At 31.5% G+C, this 23,064-nt stretch carries 24 protein-coding genes; 15 read left to right on the top strand and 9 right to left on the bottom strand.

The genetic code is table 11. From position 1 onward, the window contains the following. Positions 1 to 61: 61 nt before the first annotated feature. Positions 62 to 916 carry a peroxiredoxin family protein gene (locus H526_RS0115095; protein ID WP_027393783.1) on the top strand — a complete coding sequence of 285 codons (855 nt, stop codon included), beginning with the start codon at positions 62 to 64 and terminating at the stop codon, positions 914 to 916. A gap of 431 nt (positions 917 to 1,347) precedes the next feature. Here H526_RS0115095 and H526_RS0115090 read toward each other — a convergent pair whose 3' ends face one another. The 3 genes from H526_RS0115090 to H526_RS0115080 all read right to left on the bottom strand — a co-directional run bounded on the left by H526_RS0115090 (position 1,348) and on the right by H526_RS0115080 (position 5,194). Further along, entirely contained in the window at positions 1,348 to 2,331 is a 984-nt protein-coding gene (locus H526_RS0115090) for a helix-turn-helix domain-containing protein (RefSeq protein WP_027393782.1), read from the bottom strand. 160 nt (positions 2,332 to 2,491) lie between these two features. Next, positions 2,492 to 3,853 (bottom strand): pyridoxal-phosphate dependent enzyme, encoded by a 1,362-nt coding sequence (locus H526_RS0115085; RefSeq protein ID WP_027393781.1) that lies wholly within the window; start codon positions 3,851 to 3,853, stop codon positions 2,492 to 2,494. Between the two features lie 99 nt (positions 3,854 to 3,952). After that, positions 3,953 to 5,194, bottom strand: a complete 1,242-nt coding sequence (locus tag H526_RS0115080; protein WP_027393780.1) for an ABC transporter permease — start codon at positions 5,192 to 5,194, stop codon at positions 3,953 to 3,955. Positions 5,195 to 5,202: 8 nt separating this feature from the next. Between H526_RS0115080 and H526_RS0115075 the strand changes: the two genes are divergently transcribed. The 12 genes from H526_RS0115075 to H526_RS0115020 all read left to right on the top strand — a co-directional run bounded on the left by H526_RS0115075 (position 5,203) and on the right by H526_RS0115020 (position 16,438). Next, positions 5,203 to 6,537: an exo-beta-N-acetylmuramidase NamZ family protein gene (locus H526_RS0115075; protein ID WP_027393779.1), complete on the top strand. Its 1,335-nt coding sequence runs from the start codon at positions 5,203 to 5,205 to the stop codon at positions 6,535 to 6,537. 183 nt (positions 6,538 to 6,720) lie between these two features. Next, a complete protein-coding gene (locus H526_RS29260) occupies positions 6,721 to 8,937 on the top strand; it encodes a tetratricopeptide repeat-containing sensor histidine kinase (RefSeq protein ID WP_051336179.1) in 2,217 nt (738 codons plus the stop codon). After that, positions 8,912 to 9,556, top strand: a complete 645-nt coding sequence (locus tag H526_RS0115065; RefSeq protein WP_027393778.1) for a response regulator transcription factor — start codon at positions 8,912 to 8,914, stop codon at positions 9,554 to 9,556. The genes H526_RS29260 and H526_RS0115065 overlap by 26 nt, the downstream gene beginning before the upstream one ends. A gap of 306 nt (positions 9,557 to 9,862) precedes the next feature. Next, positions 9,863 to 10,285: a hypothetical protein gene (locus tag H526_RS0115060; protein ID WP_027393777.1), complete on the top strand. Its 423-nt coding sequence runs from the start codon at positions 9,863 to 9,865 to the stop codon at positions 10,283 to 10,285. Positions 10,286 to 10,399: 114 nt separating this feature from the next. Further along, a complete protein-coding gene (locus H526_RS29255) occupies positions 10,400 to 10,744 on the top strand; it encodes a zinc-ribbon domain-containing protein (protein ID WP_035085696.1) in 345 nt (114 codons plus the stop codon). A gap of 30 nt (positions 10,745 to 10,774) precedes the next feature. After that, entirely contained in the window at positions 10,775 to 11,464 is a 690-nt protein-coding gene (locus tag H526_RS0115050; protein ID WP_027393776.1) for a Lipl32 family lipoprotein, read from the top strand. A gap of 95 nt (positions 11,465 to 11,559) precedes the next feature. Beyond that, positions 11,560 to 11,760: a hypothetical protein gene (locus tag H526_RS0115045; protein WP_027393775.1), complete on the top strand. Its 201-nt coding sequence runs from the start codon at positions 11,560 to 11,562 to the stop codon at positions 11,758 to 11,760. A gap of 19 nt (positions 11,761 to 11,779) precedes the next feature. Beyond that, on the top strand, positions 11,780 to 12,547 hold the full coding sequence (locus H526_RS0115040) for a hypothetical protein (RefSeq protein WP_027393774.1): 768 nt from the start codon (positions 11,780 to 11,782) through the stop codon (positions 12,545 to 12,547). Positions 12,548 to 12,563: 16 nt separating this feature from the next. Next, positions 12,564 to 13,601, top strand: a complete 1,038-nt coding sequence (locus tag H526_RS0115035) for an SPFH domain-containing protein (protein WP_027393773.1) — start codon at positions 12,564 to 12,566, stop codon at positions 13,599 to 13,601. Positions 13,602 to 13,629: 28 nt separating this feature from the next. Then, a complete protein-coding gene (locus H526_RS0115030; protein WP_027393772.1) occupies positions 13,630 to 14,730 on the top strand; it encodes a DUF6620 family protein in 1,101 nt (366 codons plus the stop codon). A 176-nt stretch (positions 14,731 to 14,906) separates the two neighbouring features. Continuing rightward, a complete protein-coding gene (locus tag H526_RS0115025) occupies positions 14,907 to 15,548 on the top strand; it encodes a hypothetical protein (RefSeq protein WP_027393771.1) in 642 nt (213 codons plus the stop codon). Positions 15,549 to 15,562: 14 nt separating this feature from the next. Then, entirely contained in the window at positions 15,563 to 16,438 is an 876-nt protein-coding gene (locus tag H526_RS0115020; RefSeq protein WP_027393770.1) for a hypothetical protein, read from the top strand. Here the strand turns inward: H526_RS0115020 and H526_RS0115015 are convergent, their stop codons facing one another. Further along, complete coding sequence (locus H526_RS0115015) at positions 16,439 to 16,957, bottom strand: YkgJ family cysteine cluster protein (protein ID WP_027393769.1); 519 nt, start codon at positions 16,955 to 16,957, stop codon at positions 16,439 to 16,441. Positions 16,958 to 17,006: 49 nt separating this feature from the next. On the opposite strand from H526_RS0115015, the gene H526_RS0115010 reads away from it, so the two are divergent. Further along, positions 17,007 to 17,732, top strand: coding sequence for a class I SAM-dependent methyltransferase (locus H526_RS0115010; RefSeq protein ID WP_371813704.1), 726 nt, complete (start codon positions 17,007 to 17,009; stop codon positions 17,730 to 17,732). Here the strand turns inward: H526_RS0115010 and H526_RS29250 are convergent. Continuing rightward, the gene (locus H526_RS29250; RefSeq protein ID WP_051336178.1) at positions 17,710 to 18,240 is read right to left on the bottom strand and encodes a DUF2059 domain-containing protein; all 531 of its coding nucleotides are present in this window, start codon (positions 18,238 to 18,240) and stop codon (positions 17,710 to 17,712) included. The genes H526_RS0115010 and H526_RS29250 overlap by 23 nt on opposite strands. 45 nt (positions 18,241 to 18,285) lie before the next feature. Here H526_RS29250 and H526_RS0115000 point away from each other — a divergent pair, with 45 nt between their 5' ends. After that, positions 18,286 to 19,056 carry a hypothetical protein gene (locus H526_RS0115000; protein WP_027393767.1) on the top strand — a complete coding sequence of 257 codons (771 nt, stop codon included), beginning with the start codon at positions 18,286 to 18,288 and terminating at the stop codon, positions 19,054 to 19,056. Positions 19,057 to 19,080: 24 nt separating this feature from the next. Here the strand turns inward: H526_RS0115000 and H526_RS0114995 are convergent, their stop codons facing one another. From H526_RS0114995 to H526_RS29245, 4 genes are all read right to left on the bottom strand, one after another. Next, a complete protein-coding gene (locus tag H526_RS0114995) occupies positions 19,081 to 20,706 on the bottom strand; it encodes an amidohydrolase (protein WP_027393766.1) in 1,626 nt (541 codons plus the stop codon). Between the two features lie 123 nt (positions 20,707 to 20,829). Then, positions 20,830 to 21,312 (bottom strand): hypothetical protein, encoded by a 483-nt coding sequence (locus H526_RS0114990; RefSeq protein WP_027393765.1) that lies wholly within the window; start codon positions 21,310 to 21,312, stop codon positions 20,830 to 20,832. Between the two features lie 72 nt (positions 21,313 to 21,384). Beyond that, positions 21,385 to 21,852, bottom strand: a complete 468-nt coding sequence (locus tag H526_RS0114985) for a hypothetical protein (protein WP_027393764.1) — start codon at positions 21,850 to 21,852, stop codon at positions 21,385 to 21,387. 370 nt (positions 21,853 to 22,222) lie between these two features. Further along, complete coding sequence (locus H526_RS29245; RefSeq protein WP_035085693.1) at positions 22,223 to 23,020, bottom strand: RNA polymerase sigma factor; 798 nt, start codon at positions 23,018 to 23,020, stop codon at positions 22,223 to 22,225. Positions 23,021 to 23,064 lie beyond the last annotated feature (44 nt).

Raw genomic sequence — 23,064 nt, 5'->3', positions numbered from 1 at the left:
TAATTTTACTCTTTTATTGTAAGTGAATTAACGCTACTAAGACTACTCACAAAACAATTACATGAACAGTATATTAAAATCTATTTTCATTACGCTCCTACCCTTATCGGGCCTTTACTTTACCATACTTGGCGCAATACATATTATTAAACATGGGCTACCTGCTCTTCAATTCTTTGGACAAATAATAATAGCATCAACTATTACACTGTTTTTTGTTTTACTTTTTCTAAAACCAGTAGCCAGAACCGACAAGAATTTAAAAACCCATACTACGTTAATTATTATTGGTCTTTTGATAAATCTTGGGTTTAGTATTCTTAGAGAAATAAATCTAGGTGAAATATTACCCAGTCTAGCTATGTTTTTAAGCTGGATTTTATATTTAAAATGGTATTCGATTTTTAATAACCGTTCCGAAAATGCCATATTAAAGAAAGGCGCACAATTTCCGAAACTTGATTTTTTAGATATTAATAAAAACAAAATCACTACAAGTACATTTTCGGGAAACCCTACTATATATCTATTTTATCGTGGTAACTGGTGTCCTCTTTGCATGATGCAAATCAAGGAAATTGCATTACAATATAAAGAACTGGAAAAAAGGAATGTACATGTTGTTTTAATAAGTCCGCAACCCCATACACTTTCTAAATCTTTAGCAGAAAAGTATGAACTAAACTTTCATTTCTTACAAGATTATAAAAGTGAAGCATCCAAAAAACTAAATATTTTAGCAAAAAATGGATTACCAATGGGCCTTCAGGTATTGGGGTATGATAATGATACAGTTTTACCAACAGTTATTATTACAGACTCTAATCAAAAAATCATCTTCGCAGATTTAACCGATAATTATAGAGTAAGGCCAGAACCGGATACTTTTATAAATATTATTGACAATATTAACTAGATAGCACACTAAAAAATAACAAAGTGCATAACACTAATAGACGAAATTGTCTCTTGAAAATTTCTTGAAATCACCTAAACACTCTTAAGTACTGACTAAAAACCTATTACGGGATATTTCAAACTAAAAAGTTAAAGAAATCTCAAAAAAAATCACACTATTCACCTACCAATAGTACGGTTTTACCTTTGTTTTTCTTAAAAAAATCACAAAAATTACAAAAATGTACTATTGGTAAGATTTTATGTATTAATGGAAATTATTACAACCTTATCATTTCTTTTCTTTGTTAACGAAATAGGGAAGATAATTTCAAAAAAAATATATAAAGATTTCAAAATCCTAAGCTTAGTTGAGTTTGTGTTAGGTTATAGATGGTTGTCATTTTTTGACGACCATCTTTATTTTATATACTTTTTTTTCAAAAAAACTTATCGAATTTGTATATCTGGATAAACATCAAATTTATTGAAAAACGCCTTTTTAAATTTTGATGAATTCGAATAATTAAGATTATCCATAACTTCTTTGATAGTCAACCCTTCTGTAAATATCATATTATAAGAACTTTCTAATTTTTTATTATTAAAAAACTCCAAAGGTGTTTGATCATGAATCTCTTTAAACATATTAAAGAAATTTGTACGACTCATATGAGCCATCGAAGCCAAATAATCTACCCCTACAAAAGGTTCATGGAGGTTATGTTCTAAATAATTACTTACCTTATAAATATTACCAACCTGAGCACTATTTATATTAAAAGGATTGCTTTCTGTCTCCCACATTAGGACATCTTTCCAGAATGTTTCGAGTAAGCGAATTCCTCTTGCAATAAAAAACAGGTAATTTTCAACTTTCTTTATATCCGGGCATACTATCTGGTCAAATAAAAGAGATTGTTTATACGAAAGGTAAAACTTATTAATATGCTGATGGGAGTATCTAATATATTGATCTACTTTATCAGCCATATTACTATTCTTGAGAAAATAAGGTTTTGTATACTTACTTTTCAATACTATCATAATTGATTTCACCTCTGCTCCCTTGGTTATGTAGACCCTCTCTCCCTGTTGCGCATCCATACATCTCATATTTCCGGGAGTATATCCATCAGAATATGAGCTTATTATTTCATTTTGTTCAATCTGATGATCTAATGAATATTTCCTAAAATGTAAGATAATATCTTTTTCTCCGATAGGTTCTCTTACATATTCTATATCTACGTGTGCTTTATAATTATTGATGAAAAGAAAAACCTCTGGAGATATTTTATAATAGCTAAGATATCCTTCTCCAATTTCTGAAGGAAAATAAATTCTATCCGTAGTACCATCAGGATCCAATTGGGATCTAAAATAGCTCCTTAATACATCTATATCAGAAAAGTCAAATGAATATTTTTGCATACACCCTCGATTTTATACGAATCTTTTCTTTATAGATTGTTTTTTTTGCATAAAGTTGCGCACAAAAATAAAGAAGTTCAGATTTTGGTATAAAAACAACCCCTAAATCAGTTTAAATACTAATAAAGGGGATACCTTATATGATATAAATATAAATAATTTATTTTATATGACTTATAACATCATATTTTGTAATGATATGATGCTTTCCATTCTCCAGTGCAACTAGAACAGCAGGATTACCATTTTTGATTAAACTTGATATCTCATCTAGTGATGTATTTGCTTCTACAATTGGGAAAGGGTCATTCATAATTTCTCTGATTGGAGTATCCGCAGTGTTTTTATCATCCAAAAACGCAGAAAATAAAGCACTTTCATCTACCGACCCTACAAAACCTTCGCTATCTAAAACTGGTATCTGCGAAATTTGAAATTTACGCATACGTTCTATTGCATGAGAAACCAACTCTTCAGTTTTTACTGTAACTAAAGGTTTCTCTTCATGATTTTTTACCAAATCCACTGCTGTCGACACTTCTTCTTCCAGAAAACCACGTTCTCTCATCCAATCATCATTAAACATCTTACCAACATATCTACTGCCGTGATCATGAAATAGTACAACTACTACATCATCCTTTTTAAAATGATCTTTTAATTGTAATAATCCTTTAATAGCTGCTCCAGCACTATTTCCAAGGAACATTCCCTCTTCTTTTGCAAGTCGTTGTGTATAAACTGCAGCATCTTTATCAGTTACTTTCGTAAAACCATCGATAATAGAAAAATTCACATTTTCTGGTAAAATGTCTTCTCCAATACCCTCTGTAATGTACGAGTACACCTCATTTTCATCAAATATTCCGGTTTCATGATATTTCTTAAATACAGAACCGTATGTATCAATACCCCAAATTTTGACATCTGGGTTTTTCTCTTTTAAATATTTACCAACACCAGAAATTGTTCCTCCTGTTCCAACTCCAACAATAAAATGTGTTACTTTACCTTCTGTCTGTTCCCATATTTCTGGACCCGTACTTTCGTAATGAGCCTTTGCGTTAGACGGATTATCATATTGATTAACATACCAAGAATTAGGTGTTTCTTCTGCCAACCTTTTAGAAACAGAATAGTAAGATCTAGGATCATCTGGTTCTACATTAGTTGGACACACCATTACTTTAGCTCCTACAGCTCTAAGGATATCCATTTTTTCTTTGGACTGTTTATCCGCCATAACGCAGATCAACTTATACCCTTTTACAATTGCAACAAGAGCAAGTCCCATCCCGGTATTCCCAGAGGTTCCCTCTATAATTGTTCCTCCAGGTTTTAATCTTCCATCAGCTTCAGCATCCTCGATCATTTTTAAAGCCATTCGGTCTTTTACAGAATTCCCAGGATTAAATGTCTCGTATTTAGCTAACACTAAAGCATCAACATCTTTTACCAGAGCATTCATTTTTACCATAGGTGTATCCCCAATGGTTTCCAAAATATTATTTGCGTACTTCACAAGCTTACTAATTTATTAGAGTCTCTTTAATTGTTTTTTATGCGGTGCAAAGATACAAATACAAAGCCATTAAGTTAGAGGAAGATGTACTAATTCATGCTACTGGAATCGAATAGCCTTAGAAGGCGATATTTTAGCAATCACATATGATGGAATAAGAAGCATGATAAGGCATAAAACCATGGTCCCCAAATTAAGTAAAATTATATAACCAATATCTATATAAATAGGAGCTGTACTCACATAATATGTAGCAGGATTCAATCCAATTATACCATAATATTTCTGTAGAAACAACAATCCTACACCTATGAGATTACCCCAAAGCAATCCTATCAATATTAAATATCCCGCGTTATATAAAAATACTTTTCGAATACTCCAGTCATTTGTTCCTAACGATTTTAAGATACCAATCATAGGCGTTCTTTCTAAAATAAGAACCAGTAATGCCGTAATCATATTAATTCCAGCAACTAATATAATTATACTAATTATACCGATGATATTAAGATCAAAGAGTTTTAACCATTCGAAAATACTACCATATTTTAAAGTAATCGTTACGGCTTCTAGGTCCGAAGGAATATTTTCATAAATCTGTCTCCCTTTTTTGTCAATATCATCAAAGTCATCAATAAACACCTCAAAACCTCCGACTTGATTCTCTTTCCATTTATTCATTTTCTGAATATGCCGGATATCTGCAAAAATAAATTTCTCATCAAACTCTAGAAAACCAGAATCATAAATACCAACAATCTTAAAAGCTCTAATATTGGCCGGGATGTTAGAACTAGAGTTTTTCTTCAAAAAAACAGTATTTGCATTATCCCCAATCCCCAATCCTAACCTAGAGGCAGTATATGCGGATATTAATATTTGATTATTTCTAGGATCTGTAAAATCCGGTAAAGTACCCTCTATCAAATATTCTTCAAAATATGACCAATTATAATCTTCTCCAACTCCCTTAACTACAATTCCTTCAAAGTCATTCTCTGTTCTAATAAGTCCGCCCTTAGTAGCAAATCCTTGAACATGTTTAATTCCAGAAACGTCTGTAAAATTAGGATAGAAATGCTGATCTTTTTTAATAGGGATCATAGATTCTAAGCTGTTATTATTATCAAAACTGGTAATAATAACATGACCATTAAATGCAGCAACTTTTTCTCTAATTTTACGTTGTAACCCTATACCAGTAGCTACAGTTATCAACATCATAACCATACCAATGGCTATAGCTAAAATGGCAATTTTTATGATTGCTGATGATATGCTACTTTTATGTTCCTTACCTTTGATAAGGCGTTTGGCAATAAAATATTCGAAATTCAAAGTTACTTATGGTTTTTATAAGAAATGCATTCAAAAATACGTTTTTATTCTTTTTTACACTGCTTATTTCTTGCGGAAGCGGAACAAAAACATCATCACAGACCACTTCTGATCAAGAAAAGTCTGAAATAAATAAGAAAAGTGTTATTTCAGAAAACCAACAACAAGACTCGCTAAATGTTTTAGAACCTGTTATAGTTGGAGCAAATCAAACTGAATTATACTTACCATTACTGCAAAATAAAAAAATTGCAATCGTAGGGAATCAAACTTCTGTAATTTTCAAATTTCCTAATATCAGTCCATTATTACAAACTGAAAAAGTTGCTACAAACACTTTAGGTCAATATACACATCTTGTAGATTCTTTATTATCCAAAAACATTGACATAAAAAAGGTATTTGCTCCTGAACATGGTTTTAGAGGAAAAGCAGATGCCGGAGAGCTCGTTGCTGACGAAAAAGATATAAAAACGGGATTACCGATCGTATCATTACATGGTAAAAGCAAAAAACCTTCTGCTGCCTCGCTTTCTGATATTGATGTGGTTGTTTTTGACATTCAGGATGTAGGTGCTAGATTTTACACCTATATTTCTACACTTCATTATGTAATGCAAGCCTGTGCAGAAAATAATATTCCTTTATTAATTTTGGATAGACCGAATCCCAATGGGCATTATATAGATGGACCAACTTTAGAAATAGAACATAGCAGTTTTGTTGGGGTGCATCCAATTCCATTAGTTCATGGGATGACAATCGGAGAATACGCAAAAATGGTAAATGGAGAAGGTTGGTTAGGAAATGACCTAAAATGCGAAATCCAGATTATCCCTGTTAAAAATTACACACATCAAACTTATTATAGTTTAGCAATACGACCCTCACCTAATCTACCAAATGATAGATCGATAAACCTATATCCCAGTTTAGGTTTTTTCGAAGGTACTACTATTAATGCTGGTCGAGGTACGGAAATGCAATTTCAGATTTTTGGATCCCCAGATTTCCCAATTGATCAATACGATTTTGCTTACACTCCACAACCTAATTTCGGTGCTAAATACCCTAAACACAAAGGAGAAGTCTGTTATGGAAAAGATCTTAGAAAAATCAAAAGACTTGGCAGTATTAATATACAATGGCTCCTTAACGCATATAATAATTCTAAAAACAAAGAAGGTTTTTTCAACAATAAATCATTCACTATACATGCAGGAACAAAAAAGCTACAACAACAAATAGAACAAGGATATACTGCTCGGGAAATAAAAAAGACGTGGATAAAAGATCTAGAAAAATTTAAAAAAATAAGATCTCAATATCTTCTGTATAAATAACCCTAAAATAGAGATCTAAAGTTCCCTGTTTTCAGGGATATTGATGATTTTTGAAATTAATATCTTTGACTATAACAAATTATAAAACATTGTAAAATAGATATTTCAATATAATTTTAACTTTAAAAGTTATTTATCATAACGAAATAGAAAAATATTCTCCCCAGAATAATTAAAGCAAAAATGAAGTTCGTCAATTACAATATATTATCTTATCTAAAAAACAGTATTGCCATAGTCACGCTACTGTTTTCTTTAAATATTCAAGGGCAAATTGACGTTAAAAAAACATTTCCTTATTCTTATAAAGGTGAAAGGGAAATTATAAATGAACTAAAAACTATATCTAATATACCAGATAGAAGAAAAGAAAGTTATCTTATTGCTAAAGAACAACTACATAAAAAAGCTGTTAAGAGTGATCGATTTAAAGCTGACTTGAGCTTAATTATAAGTTCTTATTTTAGAAGTATATCCCAGATTGATTCGGTAAAATACTATGGACAAAAAATACTTGAACTAAATAATTTCAAAAATGACACTCTTAAAAATAATATTTATGGTCTTGCATATTTCACTCTAGGCCAAGCTAATAGTTTTATTGGCCTGAACGAAAAATCCAAAAAATGGTATTTTAAAGGAATTAATATTTCACAACAACATAATGATGAACGTATTTATTATGTAAATTCTTTTGGTTTAGCTAATGTCTATATCGCCACGAGTGAGTATGATCTCGCTCTAGAGATCTTAGAAAAATGCCAAGAGTATAAGAAAAATCCAGAAATGGTATTTGGTTCCATTGTAAATATTGCCAACATATATGGCTATAAAGAAGAATTTGACAAAGCTATTGAATATTTCGAAAAAGCCAGAGAAATTTGTATAACAGCTAATAGAACAAGCTGTATCGGGACAATTTCTATAAATATGGGTATTACCTATAAAAAAATTGGAGCTTTAGATAAATCATTGGTTTCTTTCGATAAGGCCTTAGAAATTGCTAAAGCCAATAATTTTGAACGAATGCAGATTATTGGTAGTGTAGAAAAAGGGCGACTTTTAAATGAATTAAAAAGATACCAAGAAGCAGAAGACATTACGCTTTCTGCGTTAGATATCGCAACAAAAATAGGTTTCTTAAATGAACAAGAAAAAATCTATTTCCGCTTAAAAGAAATTGCAGTTTCTAAAAATGATTATAAAAAAGCATTAAGCTATTACGAACATTATGATCAAATCTCTGATTCTGCCCGAACACTTGATAAAGATAAAGAGATTAACGAACTAGAAGTAAAATATAAAACATTACAAAAAGAAAAAGAAATAAGGTTTCTGCAAATTGAAAACACCAATAAACAATTGGAATTAGCGAATCAACAAGAAGCTATAAGTAACCTTAAACTTGTACAAGAGATAGAAAATAAAGAATATGAAATTCTTAGAAAAGAAAATGAAAACAAACTGTTAACTTTTCAAAACACTACCGAAAAAGCATTAAAGGATAATATTATTCTAAAGAAAAACCAAGAACTTAAGGATGCGCAATTAAAAATCCAACAAGACGAAACTGCAAAACAAAAAGTTTTTAAAAATATCATACTATATTCTTTTTTAATATTACTCGTACCAGTAATTGGGTTATTAGTGACTTACTATCAAAAAATTAAAGTACAAAGTGAGCTTAATCAAAAACAGAAAGAAATAAACGAAACAAAAATTTCATCCTTATTAAAGGATCAAGAATTAAAAGTAATCAAAGCTTCCGTAGAAGGGCAAGACAAAGAAAGAAAACGTATCGCTCAAGAATTACATGATAGTATCGGTGGAAATCTTGCTGCTATTAAACTTCAATTGAACAACTCTGATCAAAAAAACCAAAGCACATTAAAAGCTGTCAATACTCAAATTGATGACACGTATGAATTAGTCCGTGATCTTTCTCATAACTTAATTCCTAAAAAGTTTAGTAAAAACAATTTTTCTGATGTACTAGAAGAATATTTTAGTAATATTGGAGGGGCAAGTAAGCTAAAAACTGGATTTAGTGTGTACCCAAGAAGAAGAGTTGATCTCCTAGAAGAAACGTTACAAGTCGAAACTTTTAAGATCATACAAGAATTAGTCACTAATAGTATTAAACACGCAAAAGCATCCTCTATTGCGCTTCAAATTAATTTATTAGATAATGAATTGAATATTCTTTTTGAAGATGATGGAGTAGGATTTGATGTAAATAAAAATACCGAGGGTATTGGATTCAGAAATATAAGGAGTAGATTAGATAAAATTGATGGAACGATAGATATCGATTCTAGAATAAAAAGAGGGACAATTATTAATATAGCAATAACCAGCTTAACAACAACCACAGATGAAGTACAACCTAATTATAGCTGATGATCATAAAATGTTTTTAGATGGATTATTAAGCATCTTAAATTCTGAAAACGATTATAATATTCTTTTAACAGCTAAAAACGGCAAGCATATTGCTAAATACCTAGAAATCAACCCTGATGAAAAAATAGATTTAATCATCACTGATATTACTATGCCAGAAATGGACGGTATTGCTCTAAACAAGATCGTAAAAGAACGAAGTTCTACTATAAAAACACTTGTCGTAAGTATGCATAACAATCCAGATATGATTGATAACCTAATCGAACATGATGTGGATGGTTATGTTCCTAAAAACGCTGAAAAAGAAGAACTTCTAAAAGCAATACAGACTATATTGAGTGGAGAAAAATATTTTTCTCGTGAGATAAAGGATATTTATATGGAAAATAAGTTTTCCAAAAAGAAAGATGAAGAAATAAAACTTACTCAAAGAGAAATAGATGTTATTACATTAATTGCTCAAGAATTCACCACTCAGGAAATCGCGGATAAATTATTCTTAAGTAAACATACTATAGAAAGTTATCGAAAGAACTTAATTGCTAAACTTAATGTAAGAAACCTAGCAGGTCTTACAAAGTATGCTATAAAAATGAATTACGTAGAGCATTAAAATTCTTAAGACAAAAAGTTAAGTTACTCTCATACCAATCTCTATTTATTTAAATATTTCTTCCCCATTATTACGCCCATCCTATTGTTGGTGACACTAGGTGTGTACCCAAAACGGCACACACTTCTCTCCTATTTTCAGACTTAAAAAAGTAATACATCCCTGTTTTCAGGGTACTCATTTTCACCAGAAACTGTGTTTCTAACAGCTTATATAAATCACATCTTTGTACTGTAGTTATTGATAAACAAAATATCAAAACGTACAGCATTAAACTAATTACTAACCCTATAAAACCATAAAGACATGATCTGGGGAATCTCATTAATTTTATTAAGTATTTTAGCAGTACCATCACTATTGCTTTCAAAAAAACCAAACGCAAAAGAACTTTTAGAAAAAATAGAGCCTTATCAAGGATGGATTGGTCTAGTATTCTGTTTCTGGGGTGTTTGGGGAATTATTTCAGCAATCTTAAATCTAGGATGGCTTACTACCTATCCTATCTGGTGGGTGACTTTATTAGCCGGTAATATCATCTCTGCAGTACTTGGATTTATGTTAGGTTTCGGACTTATCAATAAATTTTTCTTATCCAAAAATGAAGCAGCAAAGGAAAAAGCAAACGAATTGAGAGCAAAACTAGCTCCTAAACAAGGTAAACTAGGAGTATTTGGATTGATCGTTGGTGGATGGATGATCGTAGCATCATTCCTTTTCTTTACATAAAATGTTAGTTAGTTGAAGAATGGGGAGAGAACATCGTGTTTAGAGATATCATTCTCTCCTCAATTCTGAACAACCAAAATTCATAAAAATAAATATCAAACTTATACTCGTACCATGATAATCTTCGGAACAAGTTCTTCTACAATTCATCCTGCAAAGCTTGATGGAGGTTGTTGTCCTTTTTGCAAAACAGAAAATCAAATGTGGATTCAAGGATATAGAAAGTACTTTCACGTATTCTGGATTCCGTTCTTTCCACTGTGGAAAAAAGTATACTCTGTGTGTAGTCACTGCAAAGGTGCTTTTGAAAAACAAGAATTCGACAACGAAAAACTAATTAATAGCTTCGAACATTTTGAAAAAAATCGAATCAAAATTCCGTGGTATCATTTTACAGGTATAATCATCTTTTTATTACTAATTACACTAATAACAGTGTTACCATTATTTACTAATTAAACAAATTTAAATTACACAAATTACTACATTATGAAAACAAAAGTTTTATTTCTATTAAGCCTTATTGTTCTTGGAACTACAACCACTTTACAAGCTCAAAAGTTAAAAAAATTCGGAAGCTCTATTGAGAAAAAAATAGGTCCAAAAACAATTAAAGTACCTTATACAGATGTTGTATCATATCTTGGATATGCTGCTCCAGGAAATGAGGATGAAGTAAAAGATGGAAAAAAGTTCTATTATATTTATGTATGGGTTCCTGCAGTTGCTCCAGAACTTGGAGTAAGAATGATGTCTCCTGTAGGTAAAGCTAAAGTAAAAAAAGCAATCAAATCCGAAGCATATACTAAAAATGCAAAATCCGGAGATTATTTTGACACATACATTACATTAGAAAGATCCGATATCATTAGCACAGCCAATATCAGTCAAGATGCTGTAGATGGTGCCAACTGGACAATTTTAGAAAGAAATGATGATAGCGGTGAAATGCCAAAGCAACCAAGTGGTAGCTCTTACAACTCCCTATTGAGATATAAAAGCGATGTTAATGATCCTTTAAAAGCATTAACTGTTGGTTTATACCGTATCGGTTTCACTACTTACAAAACTGGAGAAGTAAAAGGTACTTTCTTAGCAGAAGTTGCTGCACCGGTAAAACTACCAGGTGTAGTAATGGCCAAAACTATTAAAGATTTAAAAGCCGGATTAAGCAAATAACATATTGCTATTAGATGATATAAGGAGCTGTTATTCCTACATGGATTTATAACAACCATGTAGGGATAACATCCTGAATTTAATCGCTTACCTATATGGAAGAAGACAACAATAAAGATGAAAAAAAGAAAAAAAATATTCTAGATGACATCTTAGGGAATGCTATTTCTTCCACAAAAAAATATGAAGAAACGAATGCTGGCTTAGAAACAAAAAAATGCATAAGCTGTGGTGCTGCAAGACCAAGTGACACCGATCTCAAATATTGCGATTTCTGCGGAAATCAATTCTATTAAAACCTAACAAATTCAGATAATGTCTTTTATTTCTACGCAAAACAGATGGGATACTTTTCTTTTAAAAATAAAAGATAGATTTCACGAAGTACTTAGTAAAACAGAAGAAGCATTACCATTACTATTTGAAGCTACAGATTTTGAAACTATCACATTTCAAAATGCTTGGCAAGGAATATACTCGCAGGCATCTGATTTGATATCAAAAATAGATGATACCTGGTTTGATAAAGTAGAACAAACATTTTTAGATTCAGATTTAGAATATGGTTCAACTAAATTTATCAATGAACGAAATAAAGGATTTAAGTTACAGCACGATTTAAATCAAGAGCTAAAATCATATGAAGTACGAATTTTTGAAAAAGCTTCAAAAAAACTATTGTCATCTGTAAAAGAAACATTATCAGAAGATTTTTCGTGTACTCAATGTCAGGCAAAACTTCCTGTAAAAAGTAATTTTTTCAGATCTTATTATAGCACCTGTGATTATTGTCAAACTGTAAACACCTTCGAACCAGGAACCAAAGCAAGAAACATAGAACATTTTGCTGTTGATGCATTAGGACAAGCAGCAGCGCTTAAACATCACCTAACTTACGAAGATCTTAAGTTTCAAAACTACCTAAGCGATCGAGATATAATTAGTAAGGACGAATTAATCACTCAATATCGAAAATACATCGAAACCTTTCTAAAAAAAAGAATAGAAATCATTCCTGATTATCAAGATAGGTACGAAAAAGATCTCACGTCAAAAATGTCATTTCTAATCGATTATATATAATTCAAAAACAAAAAACATGTCAAACTCTTTTAGCAATCAACTGCGCTCAGTTATTGAATGGAATAATCCAAAATCTGATATACTTTTTGAAAAGTGGACACAAAGTGGAGATGAGATTAAAAATGCTTCAAAACTTATTGTCGGACCAGGACAGGGATGTCTTTTTGTATACGAAGGTAAAGTTGAAGGCTTTTTTGAAGAAGAGGGGCTTTATGATCTTAAGACAGGTAATATCCCATTTTGGACTACCATAAAAAACCTTATGTATAAGTTTGAATCTGCACATAAAGTAGGTATCTTTTTTTATCGAAAAGCAGAAATGCAAAACATACGTTGGGGTACACCTTCTCCTATAACCTATAAAGATCCTGTTTATAATTTTCCTGTAGGTTTAGGTGCATTTGGAAATTTTTCCTTTAGAATAACCAAAGCTGTTGATTTCTTTACCAATGTAATCGCAGGTGATGACTACTATCCGGTGAGATCCATACAAAAAGTAATTTTATCAAGGATTACACAACCAATTAGTGATTTTCTTGCCAAAGCATCTTTTAGCTATATTGATATTGATAAACATCGCAACGAGATTGCAGAATTTTCCAAAACAACTAGTAAAGAAATTTTTAACGCATTAGGATTCGAACTACTTGATTTTAGAATTGAGGGAACCAGTTTTGATCAAGAAACAAAAACTAGAATCGGTAGAATTTCGGACATGAGTGCCGAAGCACAAGCAATGAAAGAACTTGGTGTAAGTTATCAAGATTATCAACAGCTAGAGGCTCTTAAAAACATGGCAAAGAACGAAGGTGGTGGAAATTTAGGTATGCAAATGGGAGCTGGACTAGGAATGGGACAAATGATGGGAAATATGATGAACAGTCAGAATCATCATCAACAATCTTCACAACAGCAACAAAATACTACTCCTGCACAACCAAATCCAAACGATCCAATGGAAAAACTTGAAAAACTAAAAAAGATGTTTGACGCTGGATTTATTGACGAACAAGAATACAAGCAAAAAAAACAGGAAATCCTGTCTCAATTTTAATAAAAACCAATCACAAAAATTTAATAAAATGAGTAACATACACAAATTCACGGATCACGATAAAACAGAACAAGGTCAAAAAGCGATCGCCTTAGGAATAAAAAACAAACAATCTTCATCAGAGATTGATTATGATTATACTTCTCAGGAAGCTGCAGATTTTAACTGGCCAGATATCAATCCTGATCTTATTGGACATATAGAACCTTGGTTATGTTATGACAAGAAAAACGATGGAACTACTGGTGGATGGGTAGATCTCAATCAGTTTGCGAATGGACAAGAAAGAAAACTTAATGCATGTCTACAAACATTAGGTTTTCCAGAGGCTTTAAATACAGATTCTGATAGCGCAAGAAATATATTAGATGAAATTAATAATAGTGAGAACTTCGAAACTGTAGCGAAGCAATATGGATTCAAAAATAATCAGCACTTTTCGTTAGAAGATCACGTAGCATCTACTCTTATAAAAATAGAAAAAGCAGAAGGAAAAGCTTTTGACGCTGCAGACGACTTTTTAAAAGAACAAAAGGCAAAACTTGATGCGCAAATGGATGCTCATATAGAGGCTGCCACAGAAGGAGGCTTACTTGATCCAATTAAAGGGATCGATATGGAAACTTGGGCCGCTGCAAATGCAAAAATCGCGGGAGGTATGAATCTAGAAGAAATGCTAAAAGTAGTAGGAACCGAAAAACCTATTTGGGATGAAGTTTCTGCAGAATGGACTGCTAGAATGTCTCAAGATACTACATTTGCCATCTCAAAAGTATATGGAGATGCTTTTTTAAATTCTGATATCGGTAAGTTCGCATCGACAGCAACAAATGAAACTACAGAAGCAAATACTTCAAATGGTGGAAGCGCTCTTGATAAAGTTACCGAAGATTTTGAGCTTTATATAAAGATAATGTGCCATCAAAATATGGGAGCGTCACAAGGAAAAGATGCAGCTTCTATACTTGGTGAATATGGGCTTAGTGTAACCGATTGGAGTTCAGTTGGAGCACAATGGAGTACAAAAATGGCTACTGATACCCGTATGGCCTTAAAAATGGGAGAATTAATGGAAAAATACAACTCCGAGTTTGCTACTGCGGGTGCAGGAGATGATATAGATTTCTAGTAGTATTGATTTATAGAGAACAATGGCCTGATAATAATCAAGAGGGTTTCTTGACATTAGATATAGTTTATACTTGATAAAATCAGGTCATTTGTTTTATGAATTAGCAGTATATTTCTAATCCTTATAATTAACATTAGGAATTTTCTAAACGATCAATACAACAAACTCAAAAAATGAAATCAGTTCTTTTATTAATTCTACTATCTATTCAAGTGACATATTCTCAAAATGCCAAACCAAATAAAGAAGTCGAGCGATTAGTTAAATTAGGAAGAGAACATATTATTGAATCTGCACTAAAAGAAATAAATGAATCAGAGGTGCCAAAAATTAAAAAAGATGATTTTCATTTTATTACGGTAAAAGCAAGTGATCAGAGAATACTTGTAGAATTTGGGTATAACGTACTATATCTGCCCAAAAACACCAGCTATTACTCGAGTATTATTGTCGAATTGCCTTCAAAAAATGTATCTAAAAGCTCTGAAAGTAATGGAAGTCAAAATACTGCATTTTATAATCCAACGGCAGAACATCTTAGAGTAATTAATCTTATACTAAATCCAAACGGAAAGAATTCTGATATTTTTCATAAAGGAACGCCATATTCTCCAACGATTATTTATGAAGAAGAAAAACATTATAAAGTAGATTTTTCTTCTAGAGATCCTTATCTAGGTGGAAGTTTTTCTTCAGAAGAAATAGATAAGGAGACTGGAGAAATACTTTCTACTATCAGCGGACATTATGAACCTGCTCCAATATTTCCTGAAGATACAATCGATCAAGAAGAGTTTACAGAAATAAAAAATTAAAATATTACTAAGTAATGAAATTGAAACTTAAAACCTATAAATTTATTTTCTTCATACTTGCTAGTATAATTATTTATGGATTTAACACCTACCCATTAGATAATACTAATACTCCTATAAAATCAACTAGTATAACAGCTGAAAAATATCAAAATAAAATTCTCTACATAGAAGGTACTGGAGAAGGTACTGGTGCAGAAATACGTCTAAATGACATTCCTATTGGATATCTTTCTCCTAAAGGAGATTCTGAAATGAAACACATCCAGGTTGAATTGAATATAGTAACTGGAAAAAACAAACTATCTGTTTATCCCTCGTCAAATAAAGGGAATATTGCAGTACGACTAGTTAGGTATACTGAAGGAGATTGGATAGACGGTGTAGGAGGAGAAACTTTGCTATTGATCAAAACCAAAAATGATGATTCTCCAGTCCATAAAGAAATAACGTTATCAGGAAAGAAACCACATTGGTCCTGGTTAAATGCTGATGTCATATCTGATCCTAAAAGTCATAAGGAAGCCATTGCTTTTGCAAAATCATTCTATAATAATCTAAAAGATTTAGAAAATTTGGATGAAATTATTACTGCATTGAATCCAATATATTATGATATGTCAGCCATTGATCCAGAAATAACACTATCAATTAGAAATAAAGAGCTAAGAAAAAGTCTTTTAGAGAATTCTAAAAAGAACATCTGGCAATTTGATGATATTGACACCTTATCATTTACGGCAATTCCAGTGGGTAATGGTAGATTATATGATCTTCGAAGAACTGATGGATCTCCATTAATTCGTACAAATCAAAATAGTAAATGGGATCGTATCACATACAGAAATATAATAGGACGCAAAAATGGCATTTGGCAATTTTATAGATAATTATGCACGTCTATTACTTTTATGCTCTAAAGGCATAACTTCTTTCATCTTTTCTACAATATTATACGCTGCCGGGCAAACAGTAATATTTTGCATAGTTAAATCAGAAATTTGATGAAACTTTTTTCGATCTGTATGTGGAAACTCTTTACAAGCTTTCGGTCTTACATCATAAATCAAGCAATAATTATCAGAAGCCAAAAAAGCACAAGGCACTTCCTTAAGAACAAAATCACCGTCTTCATCCTTTTTTAGATACTGTTCTTCAAAATCATATGATTTCATTTTTAAATGCTTAGCGATTCGATCTACATCAATATCTGTAAATAAAGGTCCTGTAGTTTTACAACAATTAGCGCACTCTAGACAATCGGTTTTCTGAAACTCTTTAGTATGTAAATCTTGCATAAACCTATCCAAATTCTTTGGTGGTTTCTTTTTTAGCTTTGCAAAATACTTTTTATTCTCGTTCTGTGTATCTTTGGCCAGTTTCGGTAATTGATCTATGAATTCTTGCATAGCGCAAAATTACGAATTATGAATCACGAATTTCGAATTGAGAACTATAATGATGAACAAAGATATTTTTGGAGAAGCTATTAAAGATTTTTACAATAAAAAACATCAAGAAGATATTGTAGTCCAAGCTCCAGATTTTGATGATGATATCATACCTGTTTCTTATTTATTTAGAAATTATTCTGAAATGCCTAAAATCGAACAAAAAGCATTAGAACTTGCTTTTGGAGAAGTCCTCGATGTAGGTTGTGGTGCAGGAAGTCATAGCTTATTTTTATCAGAAGAGAAAAAACTAAAAGTACACGCAATTGATATTTCTGAAGGAGCCATAGAGATTTGTAAAAAAAGAGGAATCATAAATGCTAATGTTCAGGATATTTTTGATTTGAAAAAAACACAATATGATACCCTTTTGTTTTTAATGAATGGAAGTGGAATCATAGGGAAATTAGGAAGTATTGATCGTTTTTTTTTACACATTAAAAATTTATTAAAACCAAATGGTCAAATACTTATTGATTCTTCTGATATCTCTTATTTATTTGCAGAAGATGACGGAAGTTTTTGGGTAGATGCTTCTGCAGCATATTACGGAGAAATGCAGTACAAACTAAAATATAAAAATTTAGAATCTGATTGGTTCGATTGGTTATATGTCGATTACAATACCTTACAAAATGCTGCAAATGCTAATGGATTTATTTGCGAACTTTTACTAGAAGGAGAAAATAATGATTTTTTGGCTAAATTAACTATGGCATCTGATATCCTTTAGTCTTTAATTTCTTAATAGTCTCGGTATATAAATCTCTACTCCATAACTCACTAACCTCAGCAACCATTGTTCTTAATGAATCACCTTGATTCTGAACTTTTTGACCAACTTCGGAACTAAAAAAATCCGACAATGCCACTTTTTGACTATCGCTAAGCTGTGTTCTATCTTTTACCATCTGTTGTCCTGTTTCTGATTCGTAAAAAACAATAAGCTCTTTTATATCTTCATGAGAAAAATTACTGCGATATGCAGATACTAATAATGATTTAATATTTCTTAATGGCTCTGTTTTATCACCCATTAGTTCATTCCAAATACTATCAGGAACATTCTGGGAGCTATATTGCTGTTTTAATAATGTAAACATTTGATCAATCGCTTGATCATATTGTTGTTCTGTTCCGTTTAAAGAAAAGTATCGCATCGCATCTTCATGGTACGATCTTTGTGCAAAATTTGCAGTAACTGTTAAAAATAACGTTAAAACAAAAACTAAGTTTCTCATAAATTCGTTTATTTACTAACCAACACCTCTGGAAAATCAAATTTTATGCAAATTACAAAATTCTTAAGTATTCTTTTATTCGCTTCTTTCATTCTTGTTGGATGTTCTGATGATGATGATAATACGCTTATTCCAGACGGCGAGTCACCTAACACACAGCCTTTAGGAACATCTGCCAATGATTTATTAAGTGATGCTAATTTTAGAGGATTAACAGTAGAGATTGTTTCTGTAGAAGGGTTTGCTCCAACAACTACTGCCGTAAATACTTTTAGAACTTTTTTAGAAGAACGTCTTTTTAAGCCAGATGGGATTACAATAAACCAACGTACTGTTTCTTCTTCTGGATTATCTCCATTTAATATTGATAAAATAAAAGAAATTGAAACTACGGTAAGAACTGAATTTAATGAAGGTGATGAAATTACGGTTTATATCTATTTTGCAGATGGCACTAATGATAATGATGATGGATCTAGAGTTACCCTTGGTACTGCTTATTTAAATACTTCTATTGTTATTTATGAAAGCACACTTCGTAATCTAAGCAGTAATCCTAACGCTCCTATGCTATCTACCATAGAAGCCGCTACACTAAATCACGAATTTGCACATTTACTAGGACTTGTTAATATTGGAACACCCTTACAATCGCAACACGAAAACACCGTGTCTAGAGGACATTGTAATGTACAAAACTGCCTTATGGAAGCAGCTATCGAGTTTGAAAGCGGTATGATGGATATGATGGGTAATGGAGTACCTGAACTTGATGCACAATGCATAGCAGACCTCCAAGGAAATGGAGGTCGTTAAAAGCTACACTAATTTTATCAATTATTAATATACTTTTTCTCCTCCTACATAGGTAGCATTCACCTTAATATTAGGGATTTTGTCTTCATTGATTTCCATAATATTTTCTTCTAAGATCACAAAATCGGCAAATTTACCAGTTGTAATGCTTCCTTTTTCAGATTCTTCAAAATTACTATAAGCAGCCCAGATAGTCATTCCTTTTAGGGTTTCTTCTCTGGTTAGGGCGTCTTCTTTTTGAAAACCATCTGCTGGGTATTGTTTTAGATCTTTACGAGCTACTGCTGCATAAAATGTATAAAATGGACTTACATTCTCTACAGGGTAATCAGTCCCTAATGCTAATTTACCTGTTTTATTAAGTAATTGTTTATACGCATATGCTCTTTTAATACGTTCCTTACCTAATCGTTCATCCGCCCAATACATATCGCTCGTAGCGTGTGTTGGCTGCACACTCATTACTAAATTATCGTTTAGTATTTTAAATTCTTCTGGAGCTACTACTTGTGCATGTTCCACGCGCCATCTTCTATCAGACTTATCTTTTAATACATCATAATAGGTGTTCATCACTACGGCATTAGCAGAATCTCCAATGGCGTGTGTATTCATCTGAAAAGGAGAAGCCGCTAATTTCACTGCTAATTCCTTAAATTCTTTTGTCCCAATAACCATTGCACCATAATGATCATGTTTATCTGAGTATGGTTTCTTCAATACTGCTCCTCGAGATCCCAATGCTCCATCTGCATATACCTTAAACGAAGACACATTAAGCTTATCTGTTTTATGCACCCCCTGCTTTAAATAATAATCTACATATGCAGGTACATTACTAACCATAGCATACATCCTTATTTTTAGTTCTTCAGCTTTTTGTAAACTGTCAATAACCTTAATAACATCTGGACTTAAACCTGCATCATCTACAGTTGTTAATCCATAACTAAAATTAATTTTTTCGGCATCTTTTAGCGCTGCTACTTGTTCTGCCACTGTAGGCTGTGGAAAAATTGCTTCTACTAATTCCATTGGATTATCAATCAACACACCTGTTAATTTTCCTTCTTTTTGGATAATTTCGCCACCAGCAATTTTTGTGTCAATAGTGATTTTTGCTAAATCTAATGCAGCTTGATTAGCAAGCATTGCGTGACCATCTACTCTGGTCACTGCTACAGGGATTTCTGGAAATAGGCTATCTAGTTTCTCTTTGGTTGGAAATTCTTTAACTTCCCAATCATTTTGATCCCAACCTCGACCAGTTATAAATGATACTTTCTTTTTATCCTGAAAATCTATAATACGGGATAATACATCATCATAGCTAGTAGTACCTACTAAGTTTACTTTTTGCTGTTGCAGTCCTAATCCATAAAAATGACAGTGAGCATCTATTAAACCAGGAACTACCGTCTTACCTTTTGCATCTATAGAATCTGTAAAGGAATATGTTTTACTTACTTCTTCTAGATTCCCAACTGCTATAAATTTATCATCTTTAATTACAAAAGCTTCTGCTTTAGGTTTTGATTCATCCACCGTATATACATTGGCATTAAAAACGAGTAAATCTGCTATTTCTTTAGGTTGTTGACAAGAAATAAAAACAAGCGCACTAAACGTACCTAAAAGTACTTTTTTCATGATGTGTTGAGTTTGAAATGTGTTATCGGATAAAAATAAAGATAAAAAAGATGATATTCCTTTTTTTTCAAATTCTTAACTTTTGTAGAGCTATGGAAATCATTGTTTAGTTAGTAGTACTATTTATAAATTAACCACTCTTTTATAAATAATCCCTTCTGATCTATACACTATCATCAGGACATTAGTTCCTTGTCTATTATATAACTCGGGACTACTCGTTGTTTTCCATTTTATTTTTCTTTTCTCAATTATATCATTCATCCAATCTTTATCATCTTTACTAGATAGAATCTTCTCCATTCCATCTGTCCATGTATTAACATCAGATGGATTTATCTTAATTACAAACTTATAATCCCAAGAAGATGCCCCTGGTAGTACAATTCTACTATCTGAAAATCCATTTACATTAAATAATTCGAACTCTGCGTCTTCAAAATCGCTAAAATATTTAATTTCTTTTTTTAGAATTTCTACGCGTTCAATCTTAGAGTCATATTCATCACTATCTAATATAGTAGTATTAGGTTTTGAATTCGATGAATCAAAACAACTATTAAATATGAAAATTATTAGTAAAAGTAAAACAGTTAATTTCGTCATTACAATCAGAAGGTAAATCGCTAGATGCTATGTGTTATGACAAATCATATATACTACAAAAATATTTAATAACTAATGGTTCAAAATATCATTGCGCAGTGAACGTATTTGAATGTTGTCATCAGCAAGATTTAGGAATTGAGTTTTATTCATGATGACTAAATTAATGTCGGTTAATCCATTTGGTCCATAATTATTTTCTGTAATAAACTTTCCATTATCCAATTCTAATATTGCGCTGGAATCGCTTATTTGCTCATCATCCAAGAATTTAAAATGTATATCTTTTATCTGTTTATTTCTAAACATTAGTCTAGATGTTAGACCGTATCTTTGAGCTTTTTCAAAACTGACACGTTTATTGTTTGAATAATCTTCTATTAAATCAAGATCATCGTCTGGATGCTTAGGCAATAAAACAACTTTACCACTGGATAATCTAATCTGAGACTGAAACTCTTGCATTCCCTGTTCGTTTTCGACTGTATAATTAAATCGAATTTTTGAGATTTTTTCATCAATTAAATCAGATAGTTTCATGGCTTAGTGTAGTATTAGTTAATGATTTGTGTTTTAACATAGTAAGCTTAAATATAATAAATTTTCGAGTCAACGCATAACTCAATGCTGCGTACCTGTATTCTTATATAGTATTCTAAAACATCAAATTAGAAATACTTCTCTAAATAATAGCAACAGACCTAGTAAATACAATCTTATTTTTATAATGCTTATAAAAAAACTCTATTAGCTCTTGTAGTATTTCACAATATAAACATCCTCTATTCCAATTACGAGCTCTTTCTTTTCATTTTGAGTAAATTGAGCGTAGCTTTTCAAACAAAGAATTAATAAGGTTTAAATCACATCACGGACTTACTCCTAAAAAGTTTCAACAGAAATTTGCGAGTTAGATCTCATTAAAAATTCTTTTGGACGCTATTAATTGGTTCAATTCTTTATAAAAATCAGATTTATTAATGAAATCCCCATGATTGCTATAAATTCCTGTCATTGAATTTAATTCTTCCATTTCTTCATTGTACACATCTATATTATCCACAAAATTAAGATCTCCTTTTACAATTCTTTTAGAAGCAATAGCTATATGAATTCTTTTATTACACCTACATTTATTAGCAGTGTTATAAACACCACAATTAGAATTTAAAAAACTACCAATTAGTTTCCTAGATTTTTGGAGTCGTTTCCTAAAATTTTCGGGAGAAATTTCGATTATCTCACAGGCAACATTACTTTTTATTTTAAGAATACTGCCTAGTATAAAAACTATTCTCAATTCTCTGGATAAACATTGAAGCATTGCTAAAGTGCACCCTGTTTTCATCTCCTTTTCTAACAAACCACTATCAGGCAAGTCATAACTCACAGGGTCATTAATCGAGTTTAATTCTTCTGAGAACTGACTAAATGAGATAGGTCTTTTTTCGAACGAAGTTTTCTTTTGATTAATTAAATAGTTTGTTGCAATTCTATAAACCCAAGTATTAAACTTACTTTTCCCTTGATATTTACTCAAATTAGTAATTACTTTTAATAAAATTTCCTGAGTAGCATCTTCAGCATCAGCCTTATTCCATAAAAACCGTATTGATAGATTATACACTAATTGATCAATGGACTTAATAAGTTTTTCAAGACTCTTTTTATCACCTTCTAAGCAAGATTTTATAAGTTGTTCTTCCATAATATATAGTAAAAAGGCTAAGGCTTACCTTAGCCTTTTTTTGT

Origin of the sequence: Aquimarina latercula DSM 2041 (assembly GCF_000430645.1) — a bacterium.
In the GTDB taxonomy this organism is placed as follows: Bacteria; Bacteroidota; Bacteroidia; order Flavobacteriales; family Flavobacteriaceae; genus Aquimarina; species Aquimarina latercula.
The sequence above is the reverse complement of the archived record's forward strand: the minus strand, read 5'-3'. Positions and strand labels throughout refer to the sequence as shown.

Excerpts from the sequence above, each read along its gene's own strand:
- H526_RS0115095 (WP_027393783.1), top strand. The coding sequence starts at position 62 with ATGAACAGTATATTAAAATCTATTTTCATTACGCTCCTACCCTTATCG.
- H526_RS0115090 (WP_027393782.1), bottom strand. The coding sequence starts at position 2,331 with ATGCAAAAATATTCATTTGACTTTTCTGATATAGATGTATTAAGGAGC.
- H526_RS0115075 (WP_027393779.1), top strand. The coding sequence starts at position 5,203 with ATGGTTTTTATAAGAAATGCATTCAAAAATACGTTTTTATTCTTTTTT.
- H526_RS29260 (WP_051336179.1), top strand. The coding sequence starts at position 6,721 with ATGAAGTTCGTCAATTACAATATATTATCTTATCTAAAAAACAGTATT.
- H526_RS0115065 (WP_027393778.1), top strand. The coding sequence starts at position 8,912 with ATGAAGTACAACCTAATTATAGCTGATGATCATAAAATGTTTTTAGAT.
- H526_RS0115060 (WP_027393777.1), top strand. The coding sequence starts at position 9,863 with ATGATCTGGGGAATCTCATTAATTTTATTAAGTATTTTAGCAGTACCA.
- H526_RS29255 (WP_035085696.1), top strand. The coding sequence starts at position 10,400 with ATGATAATCTTCGGAACAAGTTCTTCTACAATTCATCCTGCAAAGCTT.
- H526_RS0115050 (WP_027393776.1), top strand. The coding sequence starts at position 10,775 with ATGAAAACAAAAGTTTTATTTCTATTAAGCCTTATTGTTCTTGGAACT.
- H526_RS0115045 (WP_027393775.1), top strand. The coding sequence starts at position 11,560 with ATGGAAGAAGACAACAATAAAGATGAAAAAAAGAAAAAAAATATTCTA.
- H526_RS0115040 (WP_027393774.1), top strand. The coding sequence starts at position 11,780 with ATGTCTTTTATTTCTACGCAAAACAGATGGGATACTTTTCTTTTAAAA.
- H526_RS0115035 (WP_027393773.1), top strand. The coding sequence starts at position 12,564 with ATGTCAAACTCTTTTAGCAATCAACTGCGCTCAGTTATTGAATGGAAT.
- H526_RS0115030 (WP_027393772.1), top strand. The coding sequence starts at position 13,630 with ATGAGTAACATACACAAATTCACGGATCACGATAAAACAGAACAAGGT.
- H526_RS0115025 (WP_027393771.1), top strand. The coding sequence starts at position 14,907 with ATGAAATCAGTTCTTTTATTAATTCTACTATCTATTCAAGTGACATAT.
- H526_RS0115020 (WP_027393770.1), top strand. The coding sequence starts at position 15,563 with ATGAAATTGAAACTTAAAACCTATAAATTTATTTTCTTCATACTTGCT.
- H526_RS0115015 (WP_027393769.1), bottom strand. The coding sequence starts at position 16,957 with ATGCAAGAATTCATAGATCAATTACCGAAACTGGCCAAAGATACACAG.
- H526_RS0115010 (WP_371813704.1), top strand. The coding sequence starts at position 17,007 with ATGATGAACAAAGATATTTTTGGAGAAGCTATTAAAGATTTTTACAAT.
- H526_RS29250 (WP_051336178.1), bottom strand. The coding sequence starts at position 18,240 with ATGAGAAACTTAGTTTTTGTTTTAACGTTATTTTTAACAGTTACTGCA.
- H526_RS0115000 (WP_027393767.1), top strand. The coding sequence starts at position 18,286 with ATGCAAATTACAAAATTCTTAAGTATTCTTTTATTCGCTTCTTTCATT.
- H526_RS0114995 (WP_027393766.1), bottom strand. The coding sequence starts at position 20,706 with ATGAAAAAAGTACTTTTAGGTACGTTTAGTGCGCTTGTTTTTATTTCT.
- H526_RS0114990 (WP_027393765.1), bottom strand. The coding sequence starts at position 21,312 with ATGACGAAATTAACTGTTTTACTTTTACTAATAATTTTCATATTTAAT.
- H526_RS0114985 (WP_027393764.1), bottom strand. The coding sequence starts at position 21,852 with ATGAAACTATCTGATTTAATTGATGAAAAAATCTCAAAAATTCGATTT.
- H526_RS29245 (WP_035085693.1), bottom strand. The coding sequence starts at position 23,020 with ATGGAAGAACAACTTATAAAATCTTGCTTAGAAGGTGATAAAAAGAGT.